General features: G+C 39.9%; 24 protein-coding genes. 16 read left to right on the plus strand and 8 right to left on the minus strand.

All coding sequences use genetic code 11. From position 1 onward, the window contains the following. Positions 1-71 precede the first annotated feature (71 nt). The 14 genes from I5435_RS08865 to I5435_RS08930 all read left to right on the plus strand — a co-directional run bounded on the left by I5435_RS08865 (position 72) and on the right by I5435_RS08930 (position 13,939). Positions 72-488 (plus strand): Rrf2 family transcriptional regulator, encoded by a 417-nt coding sequence (locus I5435_RS08865; protein WP_024363481.1) that lies wholly within the window; start codon positions 72-74, stop codon positions 486-488. A 136-nt stretch (positions 489-624) separates the two neighbouring features. Then, positions 625-1,317, plus strand: a complete 693-nt coding sequence (locus tag I5435_RS08870; protein ID WP_337983618.1) for a DUF7683 domain-containing protein — start codon at positions 625-627, stop codon at positions 1,315-1,317. Between the two features lie 221 nt (positions 1,318-1,538). Beyond that, on the plus strand, positions 1,539-2,177 hold the full coding sequence (locus I5435_RS08875) for a DUF3885 domain-containing protein (protein ID WP_337983619.1): 639 nt from the start codon (positions 1,539-1,541) through the stop codon (positions 2,175-2,177). Positions 2,178-2,526: 349 nt separating this feature from the next. Next, positions 2,527-3,756, plus strand: a complete 1,230-nt coding sequence (locus I5435_RS08880) for a M20 family metallopeptidase (RefSeq protein WP_231786037.1) — start codon at positions 2,527-2,529, stop codon at positions 3,754-3,756. Then, positions 3,756-4,838 (plus strand): tartrate dehydrogenase, encoded by a 1,083-nt coding sequence (locus I5435_RS08885; protein ID WP_025219239.1) that lies wholly within the window; start codon positions 3,756-3,758, stop codon positions 4,836-4,838. Before I5435_RS08880 ends, I5435_RS08885 begins: the two co-directional genes overlap by 1 nt. A 1-nt stretch (position 4,839) precedes the next feature. Then, positions 4,840-5,586 carry an SDR family NAD(P)-dependent oxidoreductase gene (locus tag I5435_RS08890; RefSeq protein WP_024363486.1) on the plus strand — a complete coding sequence of 249 codons (747 nt, stop codon included), beginning with the start codon at positions 4,840-4,842 and terminating at the stop codon, positions 5,584-5,586. A gap of 10 nt (positions 5,587-5,596) precedes the next feature. Then, positions 5,597-7,051, plus strand: a complete 1,455-nt coding sequence (locus tag I5435_RS08895; RefSeq protein WP_229389388.1) for an aldehyde dehydrogenase family protein — start codon at positions 5,597-5,599, stop codon at positions 7,049-7,051. Between the two features lie 14 nt (positions 7,052-7,065). Further along, a complete protein-coding gene (locus tag I5435_RS08900) occupies positions 7,066-8,094 on the plus strand; it encodes an ABC transporter ATP-binding protein (protein ID WP_337983620.1) in 1,029 nt (342 codons plus the stop codon). Then, positions 8,069-9,046: an ABC transporter ATP-binding protein gene (locus I5435_RS08905; RefSeq protein ID WP_229389392.1), complete on the plus strand. Its 978-nt coding sequence runs from the start codon at positions 8,069-8,071 to the stop codon at positions 9,044-9,046. Before I5435_RS08900 ends, I5435_RS08905 begins: the two co-directional genes overlap by 26 nt. A 35-nt stretch (positions 9,047-9,081) precedes the next feature. Further along, positions 9,082-10,068: a P1 family peptidase gene (locus tag I5435_RS08910; RefSeq protein ID WP_231786040.1), complete on the plus strand. Its 987-nt coding sequence runs from the start codon at positions 9,082-9,084 to the stop codon at positions 10,066-10,068. Positions 10,069-10,094: 26 nt separating this feature from the next. Next, positions 10,095-11,624, plus strand: coding sequence for an ABC transporter substrate-binding protein (locus I5435_RS08915; protein WP_337983858.1), 1,530 nt, complete (start codon positions 10,095-10,097; stop codon positions 11,622-11,624). A gap of 16 nt (positions 11,625-11,640) precedes the next feature. Continuing rightward, a complete protein-coding gene (locus I5435_RS08920) occupies positions 11,641-12,582 on the plus strand; it encodes an ABC transporter permease (protein ID WP_337983621.1) in 942 nt (313 codons plus the stop codon). A gap of 12 nt (positions 12,583-12,594) precedes the next feature. Next, positions 12,595-13,419, plus strand: coding sequence for an ABC transporter permease (locus I5435_RS08925; RefSeq protein WP_024363493.1), 825 nt, complete (start codon positions 12,595-12,597; stop codon positions 13,417-13,419). Between the two features lie 79 nt (positions 13,420-13,498). After that, positions 13,499-13,939, plus strand: coding sequence for a GNAT family N-acetyltransferase (locus tag I5435_RS08930; protein ID WP_024363494.1), 441 nt, complete (start codon positions 13,499-13,501; stop codon positions 13,937-13,939). A gap of 189 nt (positions 13,940-14,128) precedes the next feature. Here the strand turns inward: I5435_RS08930 and I5435_RS08935 are convergent, their stop codons facing one another. The 7 genes from I5435_RS08935 to I5435_RS08965 all read right to left on the minus strand — a co-directional run bounded on the left by I5435_RS08935 (position 14,129) and on the right by I5435_RS08965 (position 21,178). Then, positions 14,129-15,298, minus strand: a complete 1,170-nt coding sequence (locus I5435_RS08935; RefSeq protein WP_108030539.1) for a S26 family signal peptidase — start codon at positions 15,296-15,298, stop codon at positions 14,129-14,131. Next, the gene (locus I5435_RS08940) at positions 15,291-15,788 is read right to left on the minus strand and encodes a sigma-70 family RNA polymerase sigma factor (RefSeq protein WP_229389400.1); all 498 of its coding nucleotides are present in this window, start codon (positions 15,786-15,788) and stop codon (positions 15,291-15,293) included. Before I5435_RS08940 ends, I5435_RS08935 begins: the two co-directional genes overlap by 8 nt. A 182-nt stretch (positions 15,789-15,970) precedes the next feature. Further along, positions 15,971-16,933: a carbohydrate kinase family protein gene (locus tag I5435_RS08945; protein WP_337983622.1), complete on the minus strand. Its 963-nt coding sequence runs from the start codon at positions 16,931-16,933 to the stop codon at positions 15,971-15,973. Positions 16,934-16,960: 27 nt separating this feature from the next. Beyond that, a complete protein-coding gene (locus tag I5435_RS08950; RefSeq protein WP_024363496.1) occupies positions 16,961-17,839 on the minus strand; it encodes a DMT family transporter in 879 nt (292 codons plus the stop codon). A gap of 110 nt (positions 17,840-17,949) precedes the next feature. Next, positions 17,950-19,200 carry a glutamate-5-semialdehyde dehydrogenase gene (locus tag I5435_RS08955; protein ID WP_337983623.1) on the minus strand — a complete coding sequence of 417 codons (1,251 nt, stop codon included), beginning with the start codon at positions 19,198-19,200 and terminating at the stop codon, positions 17,950-17,952. 11 nt (positions 19,201-19,211) lie between these two features. Continuing rightward, positions 19,212-20,306: a glutamate 5-kinase gene (gene proB, locus I5435_RS08960; RefSeq protein WP_024363498.1), complete on the minus strand. Its 1,095-nt coding sequence runs from the start codon at positions 20,304-20,306 to the stop codon at positions 19,212-19,214. A 488-nt stretch (positions 20,307-20,794) separates the two neighbouring features. Continuing rightward, on the minus strand, positions 20,795-21,178 hold the full coding sequence (locus I5435_RS08965) for a sodium:proton antiporter (RefSeq protein WP_108030543.1): 384 nt from the start codon (positions 21,176-21,178) through the stop codon (positions 20,795-20,797). A gap of 230 nt (positions 21,179-21,408) precedes the next feature. On the opposite strand from I5435_RS08965, the gene I5435_RS08970 reads away from it, so the two are divergent. Next, a complete protein-coding gene (locus I5435_RS08970; protein ID WP_069511372.1) occupies positions 21,409-22,032 on the plus strand; it encodes a LysE family translocator in 624 nt (207 codons plus the stop codon). Between the two features lie 14 nt (positions 22,033-22,046). Beyond that, a complete protein-coding gene (locus tag I5435_RS08975) occupies positions 22,047-22,844 on the plus strand; it encodes a DUF1835 domain-containing protein (protein ID WP_337983624.1) in 798 nt (265 codons plus the stop codon). 415 nt (positions 22,845-23,259) lie between these two features. Here the strand turns inward: I5435_RS08975 and I5435_RS08980 are convergent, their stop codons facing one another. Further along, positions 23,260-24,162 carry a LysR family transcriptional regulator gene (locus tag I5435_RS08980; RefSeq protein WP_025219254.1) on the minus strand — a complete coding sequence of 301 codons (903 nt, stop codon included), beginning with the start codon at positions 24,160-24,162 and terminating at the stop codon, positions 23,260-23,262. Positions 24,163-24,205: the final 43 nt, after the last annotated feature.

The following is a 24,205-nucleotide window of genomic DNA, read 5'->3' on the forward strand; positions in this document are numbered from 1 at the left end:
TTAAAATATAGTACAATGATTAAGAGAAGTCAAACGAAAAAAAGAGTATTTAGAAAATTGGGGGAATGACAATGCAGTTACTTATCCAATCGGGTGATCTTGGGCCAAAATGGTTCCATGTCGCATTGCGAGCAATTGTCCTCATGGCGGAATCGAACGAACTACTAAAAAGTAATGTCATTGCCGAGACACTAGGGGAAGATGCTACATTCATTAGAAAAATGCTCGCCAAACTTGCAGAACAGGATTATGTACAGGCGCATAGTGGTCGTTATGGGGGCTATTGTCTCAATAAAACACCAGCGCAAATTACGATGCAAGATATTTATAAAGTGTTAGGAAATGACAATGAAACACCCTATTGGTCGGTGCCATCTACCGGTTCAGAACGTTTTATCTCTATGGTTATTGCAAAAGCCGAAAAAACGTTTCAATCGGTACTGGCAGACTATACAATTCAAGATATTTTGGAGAATAGAAGTCAATAGGTGGTAGGGAATAAGACTCGTAGACTCTGTACTTATTTTAATAATGGAGGTGCATCTATCTGTGCATTGAGAAATCGACTATCAATGGCGTATTACTAAGTACAATCCTGCTTATCGAAATGCAGAAGGCCATTATTTGAGAGATGAGTGGACAAGTGCTTCAGAAATCGGGAAATCTTTTCATGGAGAAATATTAACGTTAGACGACTATTTACAGGTCGAGAATGCGTATGTAGATACGGTAATGAAATGTCTTGCGGTTTATCAAATTGAGAATGTCCGACTAATCCATCTTGAGACATATGGTCTGTCTGACGTGGATAAAAGTTCTCCTTTATATGATGCTGCGTTTGATACAATTTCGTTGGCAGAAGATATGCTAGTAACCATTGCTCAAATTCCTATCGTCTGTAAAATGGTGTTGCGAGAGTTTATTCATTGCCAATTGATTACCGAGGATTTATTTGTCCAGTTCGGTTATGACTACTATATGTATATTGGAGCGAACAGCATACAACAGGAAGCACTTCAATTTGCGAGCGAGCAATGTCTTTTTGTAGAGCAAATGATGTCTCCCTATTATCTTTCTGAAAAGAATGTTATACGAGAAGTGTCATGGAGTTTTCCAGGAGAGGCAATAATCGAAGATAGTGAATTATTGACCGATATTACGTTAGAGGAGTTGCAAACTATTTTTCAACTCTCTTCTATTCATCCGGTTACAGGCTCTTACAAAATTACAGAGGACAATGCGAAGTTTTTCCAAAAGAAAATCAAGCATAAAATGGACTTTAATAAGTATGAATACTATTTATTAGCTGGAAGTTAAGTAAATAGAGATGTTCGAAGTTGTTATTAATATAATATATGAACACAAACACGCGCCTGAAACGTTGCTTTTAAAGCGTTTTGGGCGCGTGTAAGTTATTACAAACCACTGTTTATTTGGGAAGGAGCTAATATACTAACATTTATAATTATTTGAAACATAGTAGTTTGTGTTTCCCAGATATTCGAAATATTGAAGAGATAATAATGAGAGGTGATAAAATGCAGTTACATGACTTTATGCACGAAAATTACCCCAATTTACTACTTCGACCACCTTTATTTTATAATTGGCATATAGGGATCCGTTTTGAACTTGGGGTTAATTGGAAAATAGAATATGATTATCCAAATAATCCTTATGTGTTAGGGTGTTATAAAAGAGCGATTACTTTATTTGAAGCACTGCATAGTCCAAATGAAGAGATTTTTGTAGTGATGGATATTCATGATGTTAAAAATAATAGAAACTTAAAACGTAAATTAAAAAATTTTCCACGTTATGTGAACAAATCTTTATTGTTGAAATTAAAGCATGAAGCGTTACCGTATATATTCCCTGAAGATAATGAAGATGGGAAATTAATAACGCATCGTTTTACTTTACAATGTAAAACGTTCGATTTTAACTATATTCCACTGTTAAAAGCCATTTGCAATCAAGACTTGGGATTGAAACCGCAGATTTACTATGATGTTTACTTCATAAATATTAATAGGAAAACCATTTTTCACGTCTACGATGACAGAGGTTGTGATTTGTTGGCAACTTCTCCCGCTACAATAAAAGATATTTACAAGAAGCAGAATGACTGGATTTTAGACTATGACAGGGCGGAAATTGATAAGGTGTTTTTATAGAACATGATAGTGAATGTCTACCTTTATTAAAAACCTATCTGAAAGGAAAGAAATCGACTATTGGAGCTAATAGCATCCACCTTAATTACCGAAGATATTGCGCACTAGTATCAAAAGCACACGATGGATTTTATTAAGTATGCGTAAAAGCTAGAAATTAAAATACAAAAGCACTCGCTCAAAACGTAACTTTTATTGCGTTTTGGGCGAGTGTTTTCTATTGGGAAAAAGCGGTAAAAAAAGTTCGTGTGATTCTATGAATGATTATCATTTTGTCCAATATATTAGTAAATATACAATATGAAAATATAAATTGTAAATATTTTCTAATATAAAGGGGGCTTTATATATGCTTGAACCAACGATCAAGACAACGGCAACGTATCAACGAGATCGGGAAACGGTTATTGCCTTAACACAAAAGCTCGTGCGGATTGAAAGTGTCTATCGCGAAAATGACCCGCATGGCAATGAACAGGAAGTAGCCAATTACGTGGCGCAATGCTTGCGGGCTAGCGGTATTGAAACGTTTGTCGAAGAAGTTGTACCTGGTAGACCGAATGTTATTGGCATTATTGATTCGGGAAAGCCAGGGAAAACGCTACTTTTTGAAGGACATACAGATGTTGTAACCGAAGGCAATCGTGAAGCATGGACATATGATCCTTTCGGTGCGGAAATTATTGATGGACGTATGTATGGACGCGGGACGAATGATACAAAAGGTAATCTCGCTTGTATGATAACAGCTTGTCAGTCATTGCTACTAGATGGCGAGGAATTTACGGGCAAAATTATTTTATGTATCCCATGTGATGAAGAAGGGCTCATGTTAGGCATAAAACATTTTATTCGCAATGGCTGGGCGGATGGCGTAGATGGTGCCATTATTTGTGAGCCACAAGAAAATAATGTTTGCATTGCACAACGCGGTGCTATTCGCTTACAGGTCGATATTTTCGGCAAAATGGCACATGGCGCGATTTCTTGGAGTGGCATTAATCCGAATTGGCGGATGGCACGTTTGATTGTGGAGCTTGAAAAGTTAGAAAAAGAAGAGCAAGCGCGTTTAGGTCGTGATCCAATGCTTAACTGGCCATCCATTACACCAACGATTTTACGTGCACCAGTAAAAGGGGATGCGCAAATTAATGTAATCCCTGATCATTGTATGACGACGCTAGATATTCGCACCGTTCCAGCCCAGGATCATGATGAATTATTAGGCAAAATCGATGCCATTATTCAACGACTCCAAGCAGATGATCCGGACTTTCAAGTGGAGCTTACGGTGCTGGATAATCGCCCAGCAACCGCTACTGCAAAAGAACAGCCAGTTGTCCAAGCTATTTACGAAGCGGTAGCAGAGGTGACGCAAAAAGAGCCAATTTATAACGGAGTGCCAGGTGCTACGGATGGAACCTTCCTCCATGTACATGGTATACCAATCGTCACTGTTGGGGCGGGTGACCGTGAACTACCGCATCAAATTGATGAATATGTCGATATTGAAGAGCTTGCAGAAACGACGGCTATTTATCGTTTAGCAGCATTAAAGTTTTTAGCAGGTGATGCATAATGGTCAAAATCGCAGTTATTCCTGGAGACGGTATTGGTAAGGAAGTGATGGCAGAAGCATTAAAAGTGCTTGCACAACTGCGCCAAGATGAACCATCTTTAGACATTGAAACGACCATTTTTCCGTGGAGCTCGGATTATTATGTACAGCATGGTTGTATGATGCCAAAAGATGCGCTCACTACATTAAGAAACTATGATGCGATATTATTCGGTGCGATTGGTGATGCGCGTGTACCAGATGATGTTACGATATGGGAATTTATTATGCCGATTCGTAAGCAATTCCAGCAATATGTCAATTTTAGACCAGTCAAATCACTACAGGGCATTGCTTCACCATTGGCGAATAGCAAAGATATCGATATGGTTATTTTCCGTGAAAATACAGAAGGGGAATATTCGAATAGTGGTGGACATATTTATCATAACCAGCCACAGGAAATGGCGATTCAAAATACGATAATGACACGGCTCGGTGTTGAAAAAATTGTACAAGCCGCGTGTGATTATGCTCATCAAAATGGCAAGTCGAAAATTACCAGTGCAACGAAATCAAACGCCATTATCTATGCTATGAAATTTTGGGATGAGATGACGAAAGATGTTGTGGCACAAGCTTCGCCAACTTTAACGTTGGAATCTCTCTATATCGATGCATTAGTCGCTTATTTTGTAGAGCGGCCGCAAGATTTTGAAGTAGTGGTGGCATCGAATTTATTCGGCGATATTTTATCGGATTTAGGGTCGGCACTTGTTGGAGGGCTAGGGTTATCTCCTTCGGCAAATTTAAATCCTGAAAAAGCATTTCCATCAATGTTTGAACCAGTGCACGGTTCTGCACCCAATATTGCAGGGAAAGGGATTGCTAATCCGATTGCGCAAATTTGGTCACTTGCGTTATTGCTTGGGCATATTGGAAGACCTGATTTAGAAAAGCGAATCGTTGCGGCAATTGAAGCAGTGTTAATCGAGGGAGCCGTGCAAACAGCGGATATTGGTGGACAGGCAACAACTACACAAATGGGTGATGCCATTTGTCTGGCGCTTGAAAATATTAAACAAACAGCAAGGGGTGTGTAAGATGGCAGTTACACAGCAAGTAATCATTGTGACAGGTGCTGGTGGAGGAATGGGGAAGGCGATTATAGAAGACCAACTGGGCAAAGGGCATATTGTGATAGGTCTTGATTTATCGGTTACTTCACTGGCACATCTAGCGCAACAATCTTTGCAAACATATGAAGTCAATGTTTTGCAAGAAGATAGCATACAAGCCATTGTCCATGAAGTTTACGCCAAGTATGGACGAATTGATGGGTTGGTCAATGCATTAGGCATTGCACAGGCTGCGACGCCGATTGAGCAAGTAACAATGGATGATTGGAATCGACTAATGGACGTAAATGTGAAAAGTCTGTTTATTACAACAAAGGCCATTGTGCCGTATATGAAGAAGCGGAAAAAAGGTTCGATTGTGACCATTGCATCGATTTCTGCGGTGCGTCCTCGTCCCGGTTTGCAGGTGTATATTGCTTCTAAAGGAGCGGCGGAAAGCTTTACACGTGGGCTGGCAATTGAGCTTGCCTCCCATCAAATTCGGGTCAATACCATTCATCCAGGACCAGCAGACACGCAAATGCTAGCACAGTTTACTGCACATAATGCAGATGCTGAACATGCAAAGCACAATGTTTTTATACAATCAGTGCCACTTGGGCGTTTAGTCGACCCATCTGATATTGCAGGTGCCGTAAGTTACCTACTATCAGATGCAGCAGGCATGGTAACAGGGACAACGTTACATGTAGACGGAGGCCGTGGCTTATAGGAGGAGTACGATGCACATTATACCGATGCTAATAAATGGAAAGTGGGTACAAGGCGATGGTCAGGCGTTTATAGATGTTGTCAATCCTTCTACTGGTGAAGTACTCGCGCAACTAAAAAATGCTAGTAAGGCACAGGTAGATGAGGCGGTACAAGCTGCACGTATTGCGGTTGAAAGTGAAGAGTGGCGCCAAGTGAAAGCTTTTGAGCGTGGTCAGCTATTACTCGAACTGGCACAGTATATTCGCATGCATGCTGAAGAATGGAGTTTGCTAGAATGTCGGGATGTTGGAAAGCCCTTAACACAAGCACGTGCCGATGTTGAAGCAGCAGCACGTTACTTTGAGTTTTACGGTGGGGCTGCCGATAAGCTTATGGGAGACACGATCCCTATCGAAGACGGTATATTAAATGCTGTCGTGCTAGAACCTGTAGGGATTACCGTCCATATTGTACCGTGGAATTATCCTTTACAAATTACGGCAAGAAGCGTTGCCGCAGCAATTGCAACAGGAAATGCAGTCATAGTCAAAAGTGCAGAAGATACCCCGTTGACAACCCATGCGATGACACAATGGTTTGCTCGAAAATTCCCAAAAGGGATTTTTCAACATATTACGGGATTAGGTCGTGAGGTAGGCCCGTTGTTAACGAGGCATCCTGACATTAATCATATTACATTTACTGGTTCTGTTGCTACGGGTATAGAAGTGATGAAAGCAGCAGCCCAAAACATCGTACCTGTCACATTAGAACTCGGTGGAAAGTCCCCGAATATTGTGTTTGCGGATGCGCCAATGGAACAGGCATTAGAAGGCGTAGTCCGTGCCATTATTCAAAATGCGGGGCAAACATGCTCTGCTGGTGCGCGCTTACTAATTGAAGAAGATGCAAAAGCGTTGTTTATCAAGCGGTTAGTTGACAGGTTTCAAACTTTGAAGATTGGCCCAGGGGAAGCTGATGTTGATATGGGCCCTTTATTAAATGAACGGCAATATGTAAAGATTTCCGCACTGTTGCAACAAGCAAAAGAGGATGGTTATGTGATCACGGGTGGCGACACGCTAACAATAAAAGGCTATGAAAAAGGTTACTATATCCAACCAACGATTCTCGATGGCGTAGATGCCGACGCTGAACTGGCGCAGGAGGAAATTTTCGGACCGGTGTTAACTATATTGACATTTTCAACAGTGGAGGAAGCAATTACCTTAGCAAATGGTACGGATTATGGATTAGTCGCTGGTGTTTGGTCTAAAGATTTAGACACGGCTCATTATGTGGCTAGCCGAGTGAAGGCAGGACAAGTATTTGTCAATAATTACGGCGCAGCAGGTGGGATTCAAATGCCGTTTGGTGGTTATAAAAAGAGCGGAATCGGCCGTGAAAAAGGTTTTGTGGCACTAAGAAATTATACCCAAATGAAAAATATTGCGATACGCTATGCAACACCTGAGCGTACGTGAACAGGGGGGAGCATGTGGAACAAGCACAAGACAAGCAAGTGTTGTTGGAAGTAAAGCAATTACACGTCCAATTTCATTTGAAAAATGGGAAAAAGGCAAAAGTAGTCGATGATGTTAGCTTTGTTATTTATAAAGGTGAGACGGTAGCACTTGTAGGGGAATCAGGCAGTGGCAAGAGTATAACATCGCTGTCAATCATGCGCTTGCTTCCGATGCCTCCTGGAGAAATATCCGCTGGTACCATTACATTAAACGATAAAAATCTACTCGCTATGAATAATAAAGAAATGAGTAAGATTCGAGGCAATGAAGTGAGCATGATTTTTCAAGAACCGATGACATCACTTGACCCCGTTTTTACCATTGGCAATCAAATGATGGAAGCGATTCGTAGGCATCAAAAAATATCTACAAAACAAGCGAAAGAAAAGTCACTACAACTATTAAAAGAAGTGGGTATCGCCAATGCAGAAAAGGTTCTCACTGAATACCCGCATCAGTTATCCGGTGGCATGCGACAACGTGTGATGATTGCTATTGCCATGTCCAATAACCCCCAACTATTGATTGCAGATGAGCCGACAACGGCATTGGATGTTACGGTGCAAGCACAAATTGTAACGTTAATGATGAAGCTGAAAAAAGAACAGCAATCAGCCATTTTGTTTATAACACATGATATGAGTGTTGTTGCTGAAACCGCAGATCGCGTCATGGTGATGTATGCTGGGCAAATTGTGGAGCAAGCGCCTGTTCGTGCGTTATTTCTCGAACCGAAACATCCCTATACAATTGCCTTATTAAAAACGATGCCTACCTTAGAAACTGATATAAAAAGGTTACCATCTATCCCAGGCACTGTACCACCTGCCTATGCATTACCAGAAGGCTGTCGTTTTGCACCACGTTGTCCATTTGTGATGGAGCATTGCCGTCATGTTTTACCAGAAGTTACGTTGTTGCAGCATCAACATCATGTAAGGTGTCATTTATACACGGAAGAAGGGGCGTTGGTAAATGACGGACAAAGAAGTATTACTTGAAATTCATCATTTAAAAGCTTATTTTCCTGTGAAACGTAAGTCTATGAAAGAAGCAAAAAAAGTCGTTAAGGCTGTTGATGATATTTCAATTGACATCTTCCGTGGGGAGACACTTGGTATTGTTGGGGAATCAGGGTCTGGAAAGTCAACATTTGGGCGCGCGATTTTAAAGCTTGTTGAACCGACAGCTGGAGAAATTTTGTATAAAGGCCAAGCCATTCATCATTTGAAGGGGCGCGAATTGCAAAAATATCGCAACCAAATGCAAATGATTTTTCAAGATCCCTTTGCATCATTAAATCCACGCATGCGTATAGGCGCCATTATTGAGGAACCAATGGCTTTACAATTGTCATTAACGAAAGAGCAGCGTAAAAAACGGGTCAGAGAACTATTACAAAAGGTTGGTTTACCGGAAGATGCTATGCACAAATTTCCCCATGAATTTTCAGGTGGGCAAAGACAACGAATAGGCATTGCCCGAGCACTTGCCATCAATCCGGAGTTTATCATAGCAGATGAGCCAGTTTCTGCTTTAGATGTTTCCATACAATCACAAGTATTAAACTTGATGATGGATTTACAGGATGAATTTCAATTAACATATTTATTTATTTCCCATGATTTAAGTGTTGTCAAACATATTAGCGATCGTGTTGCAGTGCTGTATTTAGGAAGGATTGTGGAAGTAGGCACAAAAAAAGAATTGTATGCACATCCACTTCATCCATATACACAAGCATTACTTTCAGCGATTCCTGTTGTGAATTTTGATGAACCGAAGCAATTAGTCCCATTACAGGGGGAGCTACCAAGCCCGATGAATCCACCGATTGGTTGCGTGTTCCATACGCGCTGTCCGTTTGTCATGGAGCAATGTCGGCTAGCGCGCCCTCCATTGCAACAAAAAAATGAGCATCAGCAAGTAGCGTGCTTTTTATATGAAAAATAATCAGAATATTCAATTTTTAAAAAGAGGGTGGGTTAATGTTTGGCAATATTACCGATGTACCAGGCGTGAAAGTAGGGCATGCGGAAGATAGAGAAGGCATAACGGGATGCTCCGTTATTTTAGTGGAAGATGGTGCTGTTTGTGGTGTCGACGTGCGAGGCTCTGCACCAGGCACACGTGAAACAGATGCATTGGATCCTATTAATGAAATTCAACAAGTGCATGGCATTTGTCTAGCGGGTGGCAGTGCATTTGGTTTGGATGCCGCAACAGGTGTTATGCATTACTTAGAGGAACAAGGTGTAGGGGTAGATGCGGGTGTTACCAAAATACCAATTGTACCTAGTGCAGTATTATTTGATTTATTTATTGGTGACGCACATATAAGACCATCAGCTCAGATGGGTTATGAAGCAGCGAAAAATGCCAAGATTGGTGCTTTTGTAAATGGCAATATTGGCGCAGGCTATGGTGCAACAGTTGGGAAATTAGCAGGTCCACAATTTTGTATGAAAGGTGGTTTAGGCAGTAGCTCGCTTGTAGGGAAGGATGGGCTTATCGTAGGGGCTATGGTAGCGGTCAATGCAGTAGGCGATGTAAAGGATCCTACTACTCGAACAACGATTGCTGGGGCGCGTAACCGAGCAACAGGGCAATGGCTGGATAGTTGTTCCCATTTAGAAGAGCATGGTCAATCTCAGGCACTCGCTGGTACCAATACGACCATTGGCGTTGTTGCGATGAATGCAAAGTTAACAAAGGCAGAGGCGAAAAAAATCGCACAACTAGCACAAAATGCCTTAGCACGTACGATTTATCCTGTCCATACTATGCTAGACGGTGATACGATTTTTGTTTTAGGTACAGGACAGCAAACGTATCCAGTGGACTATATTGGACACTTAGCGACAAAGGTCGTGGAGGAAGCGATTATTGCTGGTGTTAAAGGTGCTACTCAATTAGAGGACGTAGAAAGTTATATAAGTATTCAACAACAGCATAAAGGGGGAGAAATACTTTGAAGCAGAGTAGAAATTGGGTTTTCCTAATGTTGTTATTGCTTTTAGGGGTAATGATTAGCGCATGTTCAAATGATAATGACAAAAAAGATACAAATAAAGTACCGACAAATGCGCCAGTAACAACAGATACACCGCAAGAAATTGTAGTCCGCATTAATGACGACCCGGATTTTTTAGATCCTCATAAAGCAACAGCCTCGATTTCCTATCAGATGATTCTTAATATTTTTGAAGGATTGATGGCACCCGAAACAGATGGCTCCTTAAAAGAAGGGCTTGCGGAAAGCTATGAAATTTCACAGGATGGTTTAACTTATACGTTTAAAATTCGTTCAGGTGTGAAATTTCATAATGGCGAGGATTTAACAATAGAAGATATTCAATATTCGTTTGATCGCTTAATGGGCAAAAATGGTGGCGAAAAAATGTCGAATAACTTTGATAATGTAGCATCTACCGAAGCCCCAGATACAACGACTTTTGTCATTAAGTTAAAAGAACCGAATTCCAATTTCCTCTATTCCTTGACTGCTCGCCAAGCCGCCATTATACCGAAAAGTAATGACGGCAAGCATAATGAAAACCCAATCGGGACTGGTCCTTTTGCTTATGTGAAATATGCTCCAGGCTCAAATTTAGTGTTGAAAAAGAATGAAAGCTATTGGAAAGAAGGCTTGCCTTACTTAAATAAAGTAACTTTTGCGTTCCAATCCGATGATCAAGCAGCCATTATGAGCTTAATGGCAAATGAAGTTGATTTAACAAGTGTCCCTTGGCAACGGGTAAATGAGGTGGAAAATAGTCATCATTTATCGCATCAAAACAATAACTCTTCTTTAATTGTCACGTTTAATGAAACGAAAGCACCGTTTGATAATATCAAAGTGCGTCAGGCTATGAACTATGCCATCAGTAAAGCGGATATTATTGATTCTGTCTTTGCTGGTTATGCTGTACCACTTGGCTCGAACATGAGTCCAGCAATGGGAGACTATCAAAAGAAAGGGTTAGAAGATAAGTACAAGCTTGATGTGGCAAAGGCCAAGGCATTATTAGCTGAAGCAGGGTACCCAGACGGCTTTAAAACCAAAATTACTGTATCTTCTCATAACGATATTTATTCCAATATAGCGCAAATTGTTGCCGCTAACCTCAAAGAAATTGGTGTAGATGTAGAGATTGAAGTGGTGGAATGGGGGATTTGGCTTGATCGTGTGTACTTTGGTCGCGACTATACTATGACGACGATTGATTTAACAGGTCGTGCCTCTGCCTATGAAATTCTAAATGACTATATTTCTACCAATGACAGTGAAAACTTCTTCTTATTTAAGAATGAGGAATACGACAACATCATGGCTGACGTTTTAAAGGAAACAGACACGGCAAAGCAAATTGCTTATTACCAACGTGCACAAGAAATTTTAGCGGAGCAGGCAGTGTCGGTTTATGTAGCGGATTACCAAATCGTCTGGGGTTCTGACAAGCAAGTAACAGGGCTAAAGAGTTATCCATTCTGGTTCCATGATATGTCCGAGGTAAAATTCTCAAACTAGAAAGAGATGATTGCAAATGATGTATATGATACGTCGATTCATCCTGTTAATGACAACGATTCTTCTAGTGTCGATGATTACGTTTGGCGTTTTTCAAATTTTACCTGGGGATCCTGTTCGAACAATGTTAGGAACAGAAGCGGATGCAACACAAATTGAAAACTTGCGGTCTGAGCTTGGTTTGAACCGTCCCCTTTATGAACAATACACTGATTGGATAAAGGGACTATTGACAGGAGAATTAGGTCATTCAATTCGTTTCTCCATGCCTGTAAAAGATTTATTGTTGGATAGACTGCCTGTCACGATGTCACTAGCTGTCCTGACATTAACCATTGTATTAATGGTTTCCTTGCCACTTGGCATGTTTGCTGCGAGACGCCAAAATAAGCTGAGTGATGTATCCTTATCGACATTGACACAAATTGGGATGGCGGTGCCTTCATTTTGGCTCGGGATGATGCTGATTTTATATGTGGGTATGCAGTTTAGTTTTTTTAAAATTAGTGGCTATATTCCGTGGTCACAAAGTGTTGCCGGGGCGTTAAGTACGCTTATTCTGCCGGCGTTAACTATCGCTATACCTCAAATTGCTGTCAACTTCCGTTACGTGCGTACGGCCATTTTAGAACAAATGCAACTTGATTATGTACGGACAATTCGCAGTAAGGGGATGTCGGAACAAAATGTGATGTATAAGCATGTGTTAAAAAATGCTATGATTCCGATTTTGACCGTTTTTGGTTTGATAATGGCAGAAGTTGTGGCAGGAACGATTATTGTAGAGCAGGTATTTTCCTTGCCAGGTGTTGGACAGCTATTGATTACAGCGATTAGTAATCGCGATTTCCCACTAGTGCAAGGCATCGTGATGTATATTATGGTAGCCGTTGTTGTTATTAATTTTATCGTCGATATTTTATATTCTGTGTTAGATCCAAGAATCCGATTACGATGAGAGGTGGATGCAATGGACATTGTGAAACGATATATGAAAAATATAAATTTACTCATTGGTCTACTCGTCATCGTCGGGTTTTTACTTGTTATGATTACTAGCTTCTTTTATACGCCGTATGATGTGAATATGATGAATATTCCCGAAAAATTACACAGCCCAAGTAGTAAGTATCTATTTGGTACAGATGAATTTGGACGTGATATTTTTAGTCGGATGATGAAGGGGACACAAACAGCCTTTGCGGTAGGTTTATTAACGGTTATTATCGGTACATCATTTGGTATTTTAATCGGTGGACTAGCAGGTTTTCTAGGTGGCTGGGTCGATGAACTATTTATGCGCTTAATGGATGCGCTAATGGCGTTTCCAGGCATAATTTTAGCGTTAATGCTAGTAGCTGTTTTCGGGCCTGGCGTTGTCAATACCGCAATTGCCCTTGGTGTGATTGCCATACCTGCTATTGCTCGAATTGCACGCAGTGGCTTTGTCCAACATCGGGATGCCGAATACGTACTAGCCGCTAAATTAATTGGTGTCAAACCTTATAACATTATGTTTCGTCATATTTTACCTAATATATCATCCCAAATTATTGTGGCAGCAACGGTTACTTTTGCGACGGCCATGCTTGCTGAAGCAGCACTAAGTTATCTAGGGCTTGGCGTTCAACCACCAAATCCTAGTTGGGGGCGTATGTTAAAAGATTCGCAAGCGTATTTAGTAAAAGCTTCGTGGTATACATTTGCACCAGGTGGAGCTATTACTCTATTAGTGCTAGGGTTGTATATGTTGAGTAATGCTGTGAGGGATTATATGGACCCCCGCTCCAAATAGTTTTAGTGATTGGCAATGTAATATAAAACGTTCTATACTATAGTAATTATATGCTCATAACTGAGGAGGACTATTATTAATGAACGCAACCATTATTACAACAGACAGCGATTTGCAAACGGCTTTAGCTATTCGCAAAGCTGTATTTATAGAAGAGCAACAAATTCCAGCATCCGAAGAATACGATGAATTTGATACACTTGCTGCGTCTTGTGAACATATTCTTGTGTATATCAATGAACAACCCGTTGGTACAGCTCGATTACGTGTAGTAGACGGCTATGGCAAACTGGAACGAATTTGTATTTTACAGCCATTTCGTAAATGCGGGCTCGGAAAAGTGATCATTGACAAGCTTGAAGGGTTGGCACAGGAGAAAGGTTTAACGCAATCAAAACTTAGTGCACAAGTATATGCAGAGGGCTTTTATGAAAAGTTTGGCTATCGTCGCACAGGAGAGGAATATTTGGACGCAGGCATTCCACATGTTTTAATGAAAAAGCAATTTAACAATGCTTAACGTGTAGTAGGTTAAATACCCGCGGAATGAGTGCTTTTACCCGCGGAAGTGGAGCATTTACCCGCGAATCGAGTGGCTTTATCCGCGAAAAACATAGGAATACCCGCGAATCGAGATCCAATACCCGCGATGTACTAGAATGAAAAGAGGTCTTCTCAAATGATTTTTTTGAGAAGACTTTTCTAATTGTTAAAAATCAGTGGTTGGATGCCATACACCTTGTTCATTTTTAATCATTTTCATTTTGAAAGGTACATTTGTAAACGGGATAAAGAATTGAATGGTTCCTTGCGATTGACTAAGTTGTTCAAATTCTGCTTCCTCAATACCATTATAATTATAAGCGCTTATAAGCATTTGAATTTCCCTTGTGAAATAATATTCTTTTATATTTTGTTTGTCTAAATACTTTTCAATTTCGGAACGTGTATGTTTCGCTAATAATGAATAATGTGTTAAATAATCGCCTTGTGCTTCTGAAAATGCATACATTTTCGCAACAGTTAGTGGTTTAACACCTTTAAGGATATTTAAATCATAATTTTCTTTAAACGCATTATAAAGTGATTGTTCCTCGGTGGTTAACGTAAAGGTTGGCTCAAGTTTTTTTACTCCTACAATTTTACCGATGAATGTATCATTCTTTACTACTCCAACTGTCCCACCTTTTTTATTCATATAAACGGCATACTCATTTTCGTGCAATGGTGCAAGGTTTACATCAATCGTTTGCATTTTAGCATCGCCCATATGGAAGCGACTGTTAAAATAATATTTATAAATTTCCTGCTGTTCAGGTTGAGGAAATTGTACAGGAGCCACTGCCCCCGGCAAAGCAAGGAACTTGCCATTTAACGATACTTGTCCATTCGATGTTTGTACGTGATCGCCTTCAATACCAAATACCGGAGAAACTACGATATCGTAACGATCATAGTATGCAATGTAATCACCTACTTCAATTTCTCCTTGTGGATCAATCACCATGGGTAGATTTGATAATGCCCACTGTTTCCCCATAACATAAGAGATAGTTGGGTTAATGACTTTTAAGTTTTTCGATTCGATAATCGGTAGTACAGTTTCATTTTTTTGCAGTAGTGAAACAAGGTCATCAGGGTCTGTAGGTAATGTCGAAACGGTTTTAGACGCAGTAGCCTCATGCGGTGTAAATTGTAACTTCAAAACGAAGCCTACAATCAAAACAAATGTCAGCGCTATTAAGGGTACTTGCCAATGCTGGTTTGGAGTGCGTATTTTTACAGGTCGCTTAGGTGTAAGCATACGTTGTTTCATGTCCTCCGTAAATGGAACGTCTGCACGAAGTTCTCGCTTTAGTTGCTCCTTTAAATTATTCATGGATAAACACCTCCGGCTGTGCTGATAATTTTGATTTTAGTAATTCTTTTCCTCTACGTAATCTTGTGCGCACAGTATTTTGAGAAATATTCAGCAAGTCTGCAATTTCTGATGCCTTAAATTCTTCATAATAAAACAAAATAATAGCTTCTCGATAGTGAATTGGTAAACTCATTACTTCTTCCTTTAAAGATAGAAATTGTTGTTGTTGCATGACTTCCTGTTCAGCAGATTTTTCGTTCGACCAAAAAGGAGTTAAAAATTGCAGCACGTTTCTGCGCTTTATTTTACGCAATTCATCGTGACACCGATTAATTAAAATTCTGGTTAAATAGGTTTTCAGTGTTGCGTCCTTGCGAAAAGCGTCACCCTTTGTGACAAAGGTCAAAAAAACATCTTGCGTAATCTCTTCTGCGAGTTGCTGATCCTTTACATATAAATAGCTCAGATGGAAAAGGTATTCACCATATTCCTCCACTAGCTGTTCCATTAAACTACCACCTTACATGTCTTTTAACTCTTAGACGTAAAAATTCAAGAAAATTGTTCAAAATAATGAAAATAGTTACAAGTCTTCTATATGATTATTACAAAAATATGGAGGGGGCTATGGATAATGTATTACCTATAAAACAAACTCCATTTTGCGTATGTCAAAATGGAGTCTTTAATTTAAAAAGGAATAGGGACTTCCTGTAATGTTGGGTAAGATGTGATGGCACCATGTTTTGTTGTGGATGTAGCGGCATAACGATTGGCAAAGGTAAGAAGGGGCGTAGCAAATGTTTCGCAAAAGGCTTCGAGCGACTCTATTGTAATGTTTTTCTGCAACAACGTACTTAAAATGGCACCGATAAAGGCATCACCTGCACCTGTTGTATCAAGCGCTTGTACTACTTCAGCAGCAACTTTTACATGCTGTTGCTTCGTGTAAAGACTAGCTCCTTGTGCACCATGCGTGACGAAAATGACTTGAGCCTTGTCTTGAAATAATGACTGCACGGCTTGCTGCTCATCGTCTATATGCGTTAAAAACGATAGTTCATCATCGGAAAGCTTCACGATATGCGAACGCGGAATAAAGTTTAAAATCGTTTGCCGGCATGCTTCAGCGTCATGCCAAAGGGGGAGTCGTACGTTCGGGTCAAAAGAAACAAGACTCCCCGTAGCATGCGCTTGCTCAATAATCGCCTGATGTGTTTGCTTCATTGGACTATCCACCAAGTTCACCGAGCAAAAGTGGAGGATAGCATGAGCTGTTAGTAAATTTGTCGGCAGTTGTGCTGGGCTGTACAATAAATCAGCCGCATTTTTTCGATAAAATAAAAAGTCACGTTCACCATCCGCAGTCAAGGACACAAAGGCAAGGCTTGTTTCACCTTCAGTTGTTTGTGCAATATATTGTGTATCTACACCAGCTTGTTTCACGGTAGCAATCAAAAAGTCCCCAAATGCATCTTGTCCAACCTGTGTTAGTAGGGCAGCGGGTTGGCCTAATTTTGCACAGACTGCTGCTACATTCGCCGGTGCACCACCCGCATTTTTCGTAAACTGTTCGACCGATAAAAGCGAACCACTTTGTCCAGCGGGCGTAAAATCAATTAAGAGCTCACCAATTGCATACAGTTTTCGCATACAATACCTCCTTGTCCAATCAATGCTTCATTCCTGCAAATGAGCTTTTTGCTTTGGAATATAAATAGTATAAAAAATCCCACCAAAAATGAGTAAGATACCAAGCGTTTGAATAGGGCTAGGCATGAAATCAAGCAGTAGCATATCTAATAAGATAGCGACAACGGGATCTACAAATACTAAAACAGACACTAGTATAGTAGATAGGCTACGAATACTATCAAAAAATAAATAATAAACGAATCCAGTATGAATAAAGCCTGTTCCTAAAATATAAAGCCAATTCGTTGTTGTCAATCCTTCAAATAATGAAAAATCTACAAACGGTACTAGCATCACAATACCTACCGCCGTTTGTATAAATGTTAAGGCATAGGCGCTTAAATTTTTTATCGTTCGGCTTGTTAACATCGTAAATGCATAAAATAAAGCTGAGAGCAATGCCCACACAAAGCCTGACTGCATAAATTCAGATAATGAAATAAAGTTTTGTAAACCAATAATAAAAATACTGCCGATAAAACAAGTTATCGTTGCGACAAGGGCTTGTACAGTCATTTTTTCTTTAAGCAATAACGCCCCTAAAATAAGCACAAAAATAGGTGCTAAATTATAAATTGAAATGGCAATCGAAATCGACATCTCCTCAAAAGCTTTAAATAAAAATACCCAGTTTAAGACGATAAAGACCCCACAAAGAAGGGTGCGCAATAGTTCCTTTTTGTTCCACACCTCCGTTTTATGCCCGCCCGTTATTAGCCATAAAGCGCCAAGAAAGAGCGTTGCACAAACACAGCGGATAAAGACTAGCTCTGTAGCGGGTAAGCCAGTATGGATTGTGAAAAAGCCGATGGAGCCAAAAATGGCCATAGACACTGTAAGTTTTATGATTGCTGAGACATTCATAACAAACCTGCTTTCTAGTAGTATGAAATGGCTACTATTTTTTAGCTATTACAATAATGGAGAAACCGACAGCGTTGTCTACTGTCGGCTCTTGTATCATTAGAAAACGATTACTCACGGATTTGCCCATTTCCATGGATGAAATACTTTGTAGATGTTAATGCGGGTAAGCCCATTGGTCCACGGGCATGTAATTTTTGTGTACTAATCCCGATTTCAGCGCCATAGCCGAATTCAAAGCCATCTGTAAAGCGAGTAGAAGCGTTAAGATAAACCGCCGCTGCGTCTACATTATTTAAAAATGTATCTGCCACAAGCTGATCTTCAGTAACAATGGCCTCTGAGTGGTTCGTACCGTATTGATTAATGTGTTCGATAGCCTCATAAACGTTTTCAACAATTTTGACGCTAATCTTCAAATCTAAGTACTCCGTTGCAAAGTCTTCCTCTGTAGCGGGCTGCGCAAAATCTACCGCTTGGCAAACTGTCGCATCACCTACAATTGTCACGCCTGCTTCATGTAGTGCATTTAGCAACTGTATACCGTGTTCACTAAACCACTCCGGATGAATCAGTAAGCTTTCTGCTGCATTACAAACAGAAGGACGTTGTGTTTTTGCATTTCGGCAAATGTTTTCTGCTTTTATGTAATCGGCAGTTTGGTCCACATAAATATGGCAATTGCCTGCGCCTGTTTCAAGCACAGGCACGGAAGCTTCTCGAACAACTAAATCAATGAGAGCTTTACCACCGCGTGGAATCAGTACATCAAGGTATTCTTTTAAATGGAATAATTCCTTTGCTGTGTCACGACTTGTATCTTCGATTAATTGCACTGCATCGACTGGGATCGACGTTTTTTCAAGTGCTCGGTGGATACTTGAAACAAGGGCAATATTTGAAAATTTGGCTGAGGAACTACCACGTAATAGCACAGCATTACCCGTTTTCAATGATAATGTGGCTGCATCCACCGTAACATTTGGTCTAGCCTCATAGATCATGCCGATAACCCCAATTGGCACCATACGCTTCTCAATGAGTAAGCCGTTATCCTTTTCAATATGCTCAAGCGTAGTTCCAACTGGATCATTTAATTTCACCAGTAAATGAATGGCATCAGCCATTGCTGTAATACGTTCCTTGTTTAGCATAATACGATCAAGTGTCGAAGTAGCCATGCCTTTTTCTTTCCCATTTGCTAAATCCTTCAAATTTTCTGAAATTAGTATATCTTGATCGATTAGTAATTGTTCCGCAATTTTTGTTAAGGCATCATTTTTTTCGCATGTTGTTTTAATATTTAAAACATAGCTTGCCGCTTTTGCTCGTTTTCCTTTTTGGTATACTTCACTTGTCATTTGAATTCCTCCTATTTCGTTTGTATTTTTAACCATTTATCCCGATGAATAACCTCTATCGGGTAATTGGTTAATTCATCAGTTCGTTTTCCCATGGCGTGTGCTAGCTCAAGTGATGAATATAATACTTCGCCGCGCCCAATCAGTTTATTATGGCTGTATACCTCGACAACATCACCTTGTTCGAAGTCTCCTTCAACACGATAGACACCTGCAGGCAGTAAGCTTTTTCCATTTTCTAATAATGCATGTTCCGCACCGTTATCTATAAAAATTTTACCAGAAATTTCCGTTAGTGCAATCCACTGTTTGTTATTTGTTAAGACAGCGAGTGCTTCATGCTCTACATATGTCCCATCGCCTTGCCCATCTAAAATATCGATTAGCTTTTGAGCCCCGTAGCCCGTCCCGATAAATACTTTAACGCCTGCATTTAAAGCTGCACGTGCTGCTAATAGTTTGGACTCCATACCACCTGTGCCAACTTTAGAGCCAGCACCGTCAGCGAAGCCTAGCATTTCATCTGTGACTTCAGTTAACCGATCAATGCGTTTTGCTTGCGGATTTTTATTGGGATTGGCATCGTATAAACCATTAATGTCTGTTAGAATAATAAGCTGGTCTGCGTGGACAAGCCCACTGACAAGTGCGGATAGCATATCATTATCGCCAAATGTTAATTCACTGACCGATACCGTATCGTTTTCATTAATAATTGGGAGCATCGAGCGCTCAAGCAATTCCTCAAATGTTGCATAGGCATTTTTATAGCGTTCTTTTTTCGAAAAATCAGTTCGTGTAAGTAAAATCTGAGCAGGCATTATATCATAAATACTAAATAGTGCATGATAGGTTTGGATAAGCAAACTTTGGCCGACTGCTGCTGCTGCTTGTTTCCCTTTTACTGTCACAGGGCGAGAAGGGTAGCCGAGTTGTTTAAAGCCTGCTGCTACAGCACCAGACGAAACTAGTAATACTTCATGTCCACATTTTTTTAATTCCGCAATAGCTTGCACGTGATCCATTAAGCGTACTTTATCAATTTCGCCTTTTGCATTTGTTAAAGAGCTACTGCCGATTTTTACAACAATTCTTTTTCTTTCCATCCTAATTCCTCCAGTTCACCATTTGGGAGCATTCCTACCGCCTAAGCCACAAATTGCTGAATAAAGATAAAAAAACCTTTTCGTCCTAAAAACTAGGACGAAAAGGTTGCTTTCCGTGGTACCACCTACATTGAATATCTTGAGATATTCCACTTTCCTCATAACGCTTGAGACTGCGCCTAGTTTGGCTAGGACGTTTCACGAAGTAGGTTCTGTAGTCTTTTTTGTACAATGTCTTACAGCCGATGGACATCGCTCTCTTACCAATTAGTTTCTACATACTAATCTTCGTTCGTTTTATTATCATGTATTTTGGAGAGATTATGGCATAGAGTATAACCACAAGTTCTCATTCATACTACTAATTGAATAAAGAATGCACTACTTCTTTGTGTCTGTCAAGCTGAATAGAAAAATTGTGTATAAATAAGGATAAATTGCAGAGGTTTGCAACCGCCAATAATTAGTTGAATACTGGGAAGTGACCATTATTTTAACCACCAAATGGCAACGAGTAAAGGGAGCATCGCCAATATCATCACAAAGAAACTCCACAAAATTTGTTTCCCTGTTGTCATGTTTTTAGGTTTAATACTCATTTTTTCATAGAGTTCGTTAATAGCACGTTGCTCTTTTGCATAGAGCATTGATTGAAATTCATCATAATCTTGAATATAACTAGATGGGGGCCTTGGGCTAAAACGTAGATTTCGAATATCTTCCGTAATATCTTTTTCGCCAATCCAGTAGGTAATAACGGGTGCTAAGCCAGCAGAATGCATTGCTTGAACCTCGATATCGTGTGTTTTCATTTTATAAAAGACATTTCCTTGCTCGTCCTCAAATTCTTGTACAATATCACTTACTGCCATCGACGAATCACCTCTTTCTTAATACAATAGGGATTGAATTCATAGTGTTGAATTCTATTATAATGCATAAACAAAGGGAAATGTTGCGCGAACGAGCATTAATAAGGATAATAATTTTTTATAAAATTTTTTATATATAGTCATAAAGTTACAAGTGGCGTGTAGTATAATGTAAATACAACCATTGTAATTAGGGTTTTTTCTAACAAATAGCGGGGGGAAGGGTAAAATTGGAACTTTCGTCGTTACTAGCATTTTTAGGTGCAGCTATTATTTTAACTATAATGCCGGGGCCGGACAATTTATTTGTCCTTGCACAAAGCATTACACAAGATAAAAAGGCTGGAATTGCGACTTCACTAGGTTTATGTACGGGCTTACTGGTACATATCGGAGCTGCAGTTTTAGGTATCTCAGCCATTGTCTATCAATCGACCGTTATGTTTTCGATTGTCAAATTTGCTGGGGCTGCCTATTTATTATACTTAGCATGGCAATCATTTCGAGCGAAGAATGATGCATTTACATTGGAGCACCAAAATATTCATACGTTCGCTTTGCTATATCGAAAAGGAATTTTAATGAATATCTTAAATCCAAAAGTTTCTTTATTTTTCTTAGCACTATTGCCACAGTTTGTAAATCCGTTACTTGGACATGTGGCGTTACAAATGCTTATTTTGGGTATGGTATTTTTAGTGCAGGCACTGATTCTATTTTCATTAGTTAGTGTTTTTGCTGGGAAAGTAAGGGAAATAATTATAGGTAAACCTACTATTGCAAAACGCCTGAATATCGTACAAGGTGTACTATTTACATTTATCGGTATAAAAATCGCACTTAGTAAACAATAAAAGGAGGAGATTGTATGGCTATTTTACATATTACCTTTAGCTTGTCTACACAAGGGTCCATTAAACACGCGATTCGACAAAACCATTTACAGCGGGAAGAGTCAGTGATTTGTATTAATGATAATTTCTCTATTGGCCCACTTACAAGTATGGAAGAGCGAAAAAATTGGTTGGATACACATATTTTTAAGGATGTAGAAGAACAAGAATTATATGAAGACATCCACAACAAGTGGACAAAAGCGATAGCTGGCATCCCATGTGATCTGGATGTTTGGATTTGGTATAGTCAAAATGCGCATGAAGAAATTGCTTTACGTTATGTGATGAGTGAGTTTGTCAATAAATGCAGCATGGTATTTGGTATAGATGCGACGGCTGGTTTACAGCGCATACAACAAGACATGGCCATTCGTTATACCGGTGAGTTATCATCGGATATGTTAATGAAGTTACGTCCAGAAGCGAAGCGTTTTACAATTGAGGAGTGTCAGCGTCTAGCTAAAGAATGGGACGAGCTCAAGCGAAATCAAAGTATATTGCGAGTTTGGCAAAATGGTATTGTTCATGTAGAAGAGAGTGAGTTTGATGTAAATATTATTAACAGTGCAAAATATTTACAAGCTAGCAACAAGGAGCAATGGCTTTCACCAGTGAATGTTATCGGGCAAATGGTAAATATAACGGACGACTATATAAATGAAACATTTATTGAAAATCGATTACTCTACTTGGCTCAACAAGGATTGTTTGAAATAAGCGGTGACACAACGGATATAAATGCATATAAAATAAACTATATCGGGCAATAAGGTAATCGTAAAAGAGAAAAAGAGGCTGGGACATAAGAGAAAAAGTGTTAGATTGACTGCCATCAATCTAACACTTTTTTGCTATGCCGTTGTTGTCCGCTACGGCGGTGCTTTCCGCGGGCACACCGTAAGCCGCAACCCTCGCTAACGCGCGATCTGTTGCGTCTAACATTATGTGCTGTTCCCGCTGGAGTCACCGCCTTCGCTATCAACAACTAGTGAACACTTCTAATTTTTTTTTGCAAAAGTAAGAATAGCTAAGTTCTCCATATAACAAAAAATTATGAACATCTTTCCTCTGTTCTTTAAATTTTTTTAGTTATGTCCCATCCTCTTTTTGTTATGTTGTTCGCATCTTACTTTTTGAGCAGAGGTCACGCATCTTTTTGTTCCTTCATTTTGAGTGCCCGCCTCTTTAGTCGCGTTCTCTCGAAGGGCCCATCTTCTCATAATAATCAAGAACAAATTGCTGGAATTGACGTGCGGACGGTGGGAGGTAACGATTTTCAATCCAAGCCATTCCAATTATGCGTTCACATACCATATCTTCAACATGTATTTTTACAACCTTATTTGGATTAAGATCTTCATCATCAGGTAGGAGGGATACCCCTAGACCGGCTCCAACAAAGCCTGCAACGGTAGAGACCTCATCACCTTCATACGTAATTTTAGGCTTAATGCCCGCAGCACTTAACAGTCGATCAGCAGTACGGCGTAATGCATAGCCTTTTTTCATAAGGACAAAGTTTTCATGTTCTAGTTCCTTCATCGTTATACTTTTACGATTGGCTAGATGATGATCGATGGGTACCATGATATAAAGCTCATCTCTCCATAGCTCTTTCCAACAAACAGGTGGTTCTGTATCAATCGCTGCAAGCAAACAAAGATCTAGCTCACCTGCCAGCAATTGTTTAAGCTGTGAGTGCGAATAGTTTTGTGTGAAATGAAAGCGGATATGCGGATGTTGCTGACGAAAGGCGCGGATCAAATCAGGAACAATACTTGTGCCAAGTGTATGTAAGAAGCCTAGTGACACATCTCCAAGCTCAGGGTTATTGAGTTCCTGTAATTCTAAAACAGCTTTTTCATATTCTTTACGCATACGTTGCACACGGTATAAAAACAATTCTCCGTAGCGATTTAGCATGATTGAACGACCTTGGCGGTCAAATAAAGGAACACCTAATTCCTCCTCAAGCTTTGCAATCGAACGACTAAGTGCAGGCTGTGAAATCGCTAAAACATCTGCTGCACGTGTCATATGTTCAAGCTTCGCTACTGTTGCAAAATATTCCAATTGTTGCCATTCCAATTTCACTCACCTCTAATAATAGTATGGATATTAGTTACCTGCA

The sequence above is a fragment of the Lysinibacillus sp. C5.1 genome (genome assembly GCF_016350185.1).
In the GTDB taxonomy this organism is placed as follows: Bacteria; Bacillota; Bacilli; order Bacillales_A; family Planococcaceae; genus Lysinibacillus; species Lysinibacillus sphaericus.

What these genes read in the sequence shown, in the direction of transcription:
- I5435_RS08965 (WP_108030543.1), bottom strand. Translation starts at nt 21,178, where the DNA reads ATGGCAGTAAGTGATATTGTACAAGAATTTGAGGACGAGCAAGGAAAT.
- I5435_RS08915 (WP_337983858.1), top strand. Translation starts at nt 10,095, where the DNA reads ATGTTGTTATTGCTTTTAGGGGTAATGATTAGCGCATGTTCAAATGAT.
- I5435_RS08955 (WP_337983623.1), bottom strand. Translation starts at nt 19,200, where the DNA reads ATGACAAGTGAAGTATACCAAAAAGGAAAACGAGCAAAAGCGGCAAGC.
- I5435_RS08975 (WP_337983624.1), top strand. Translation starts at nt 22,047, where the DNA reads ATGGCTATTTTACATATTACCTTTAGCTTGTCTACACAAGGGTCCATT.
- I5435_RS08925 (WP_024363493.1), top strand. Translation starts at nt 12,595, where the DNA reads ATGGACATTGTGAAACGATATATGAAAAATATAAATTTACTCATTGGT.
- I5435_RS08865 (WP_024363481.1), top strand. Translation starts at nt 72, where the DNA reads ATGCAGTTACTTATCCAATCGGGTGATCTTGGGCCAAAATGGTTCCAT.
- I5435_RS08945 (WP_337983622.1), bottom strand. Translation starts at nt 16,933, where the DNA reads ATGCGAAAACTGTATGCAATTGGTGAGCTCTTAATTGATTTTACGCCC.
- I5435_RS08895 (WP_229389388.1), top strand. Translation starts at nt 5,597, where the DNA reads ATGCACATTATACCGATGCTAATAAATGGAAAGTGGGTACAAGGCGAT.
- I5435_RS08950 (WP_024363496.1), bottom strand. Translation starts at nt 17,839, where the DNA reads ATGAATGTCTCAGCAATCATAAAACTTACAGTGTCTATGGCCATTTTT.
- I5435_RS08910 (WP_231786040.1), top strand. Translation starts at nt 9,082, where the DNA reads ATGTTTGGCAATATTACCGATGTACCAGGCGTGAAAGTAGGGCATGCG.
- I5435_RS08905 (WP_229389392.1), top strand. Translation starts at nt 8,069, where the DNA reads ATGACGGACAAAGAAGTATTACTTGAAATTCATCATTTAAAAGCTTAT.
- I5435_RS08880 (WP_231786037.1), top strand. Translation starts at nt 2,527, where the DNA reads ATGCTTGAACCAACGATCAAGACAACGGCAACGTATCAACGAGATCGG.
- I5435_RS08890 (WP_024363486.1), top strand. Translation starts at nt 4,840, where the DNA reads ATGGCAGTTACACAGCAAGTAATCATTGTGACAGGTGCTGGTGGAGGA.
- I5435_RS08920 (WP_337983621.1), top strand. Translation starts at nt 11,641, where the DNA reads ATGATGTATATGATACGTCGATTCATCCTGTTAATGACAACGATTCTT.
- I5435_RS08930 (WP_024363494.1), top strand. Translation starts at nt 13,499, where the DNA reads ATGAACGCAACCATTATTACAACAGACAGCGATTTGCAAACGGCTTTA.
- proB (WP_024363498.1), bottom strand. Translation starts at nt 20,306, where the DNA reads ATGGAAAGAAAAAGAATTGTTGTAAAAATCGGCAGTAGCTCTTTAACA.
- I5435_RS08875 (WP_337983619.1), top strand. Translation starts at nt 1,539, where the DNA reads ATGCAGTTACATGACTTTATGCACGAAAATTACCCCAATTTACTACTT.
- I5435_RS08935 (WP_108030539.1), bottom strand. Translation starts at nt 15,298, where the DNA reads ATGAATAATTTAAAGGAGCAACTAAAGCGAGAACTTCGTGCAGACGTT.
- I5435_RS08885 (WP_025219239.1), top strand. Translation starts at nt 3,756, where the DNA reads ATGGTCAAAATCGCAGTTATTCCTGGAGACGGTATTGGTAAGGAAGTG.
- I5435_RS08940 (WP_229389400.1), bottom strand. Translation starts at nt 15,788, where the DNA reads ATGGAACAGCTAGTGGAGGAATATGGTGAATACCTTTTCCATCTGAGC.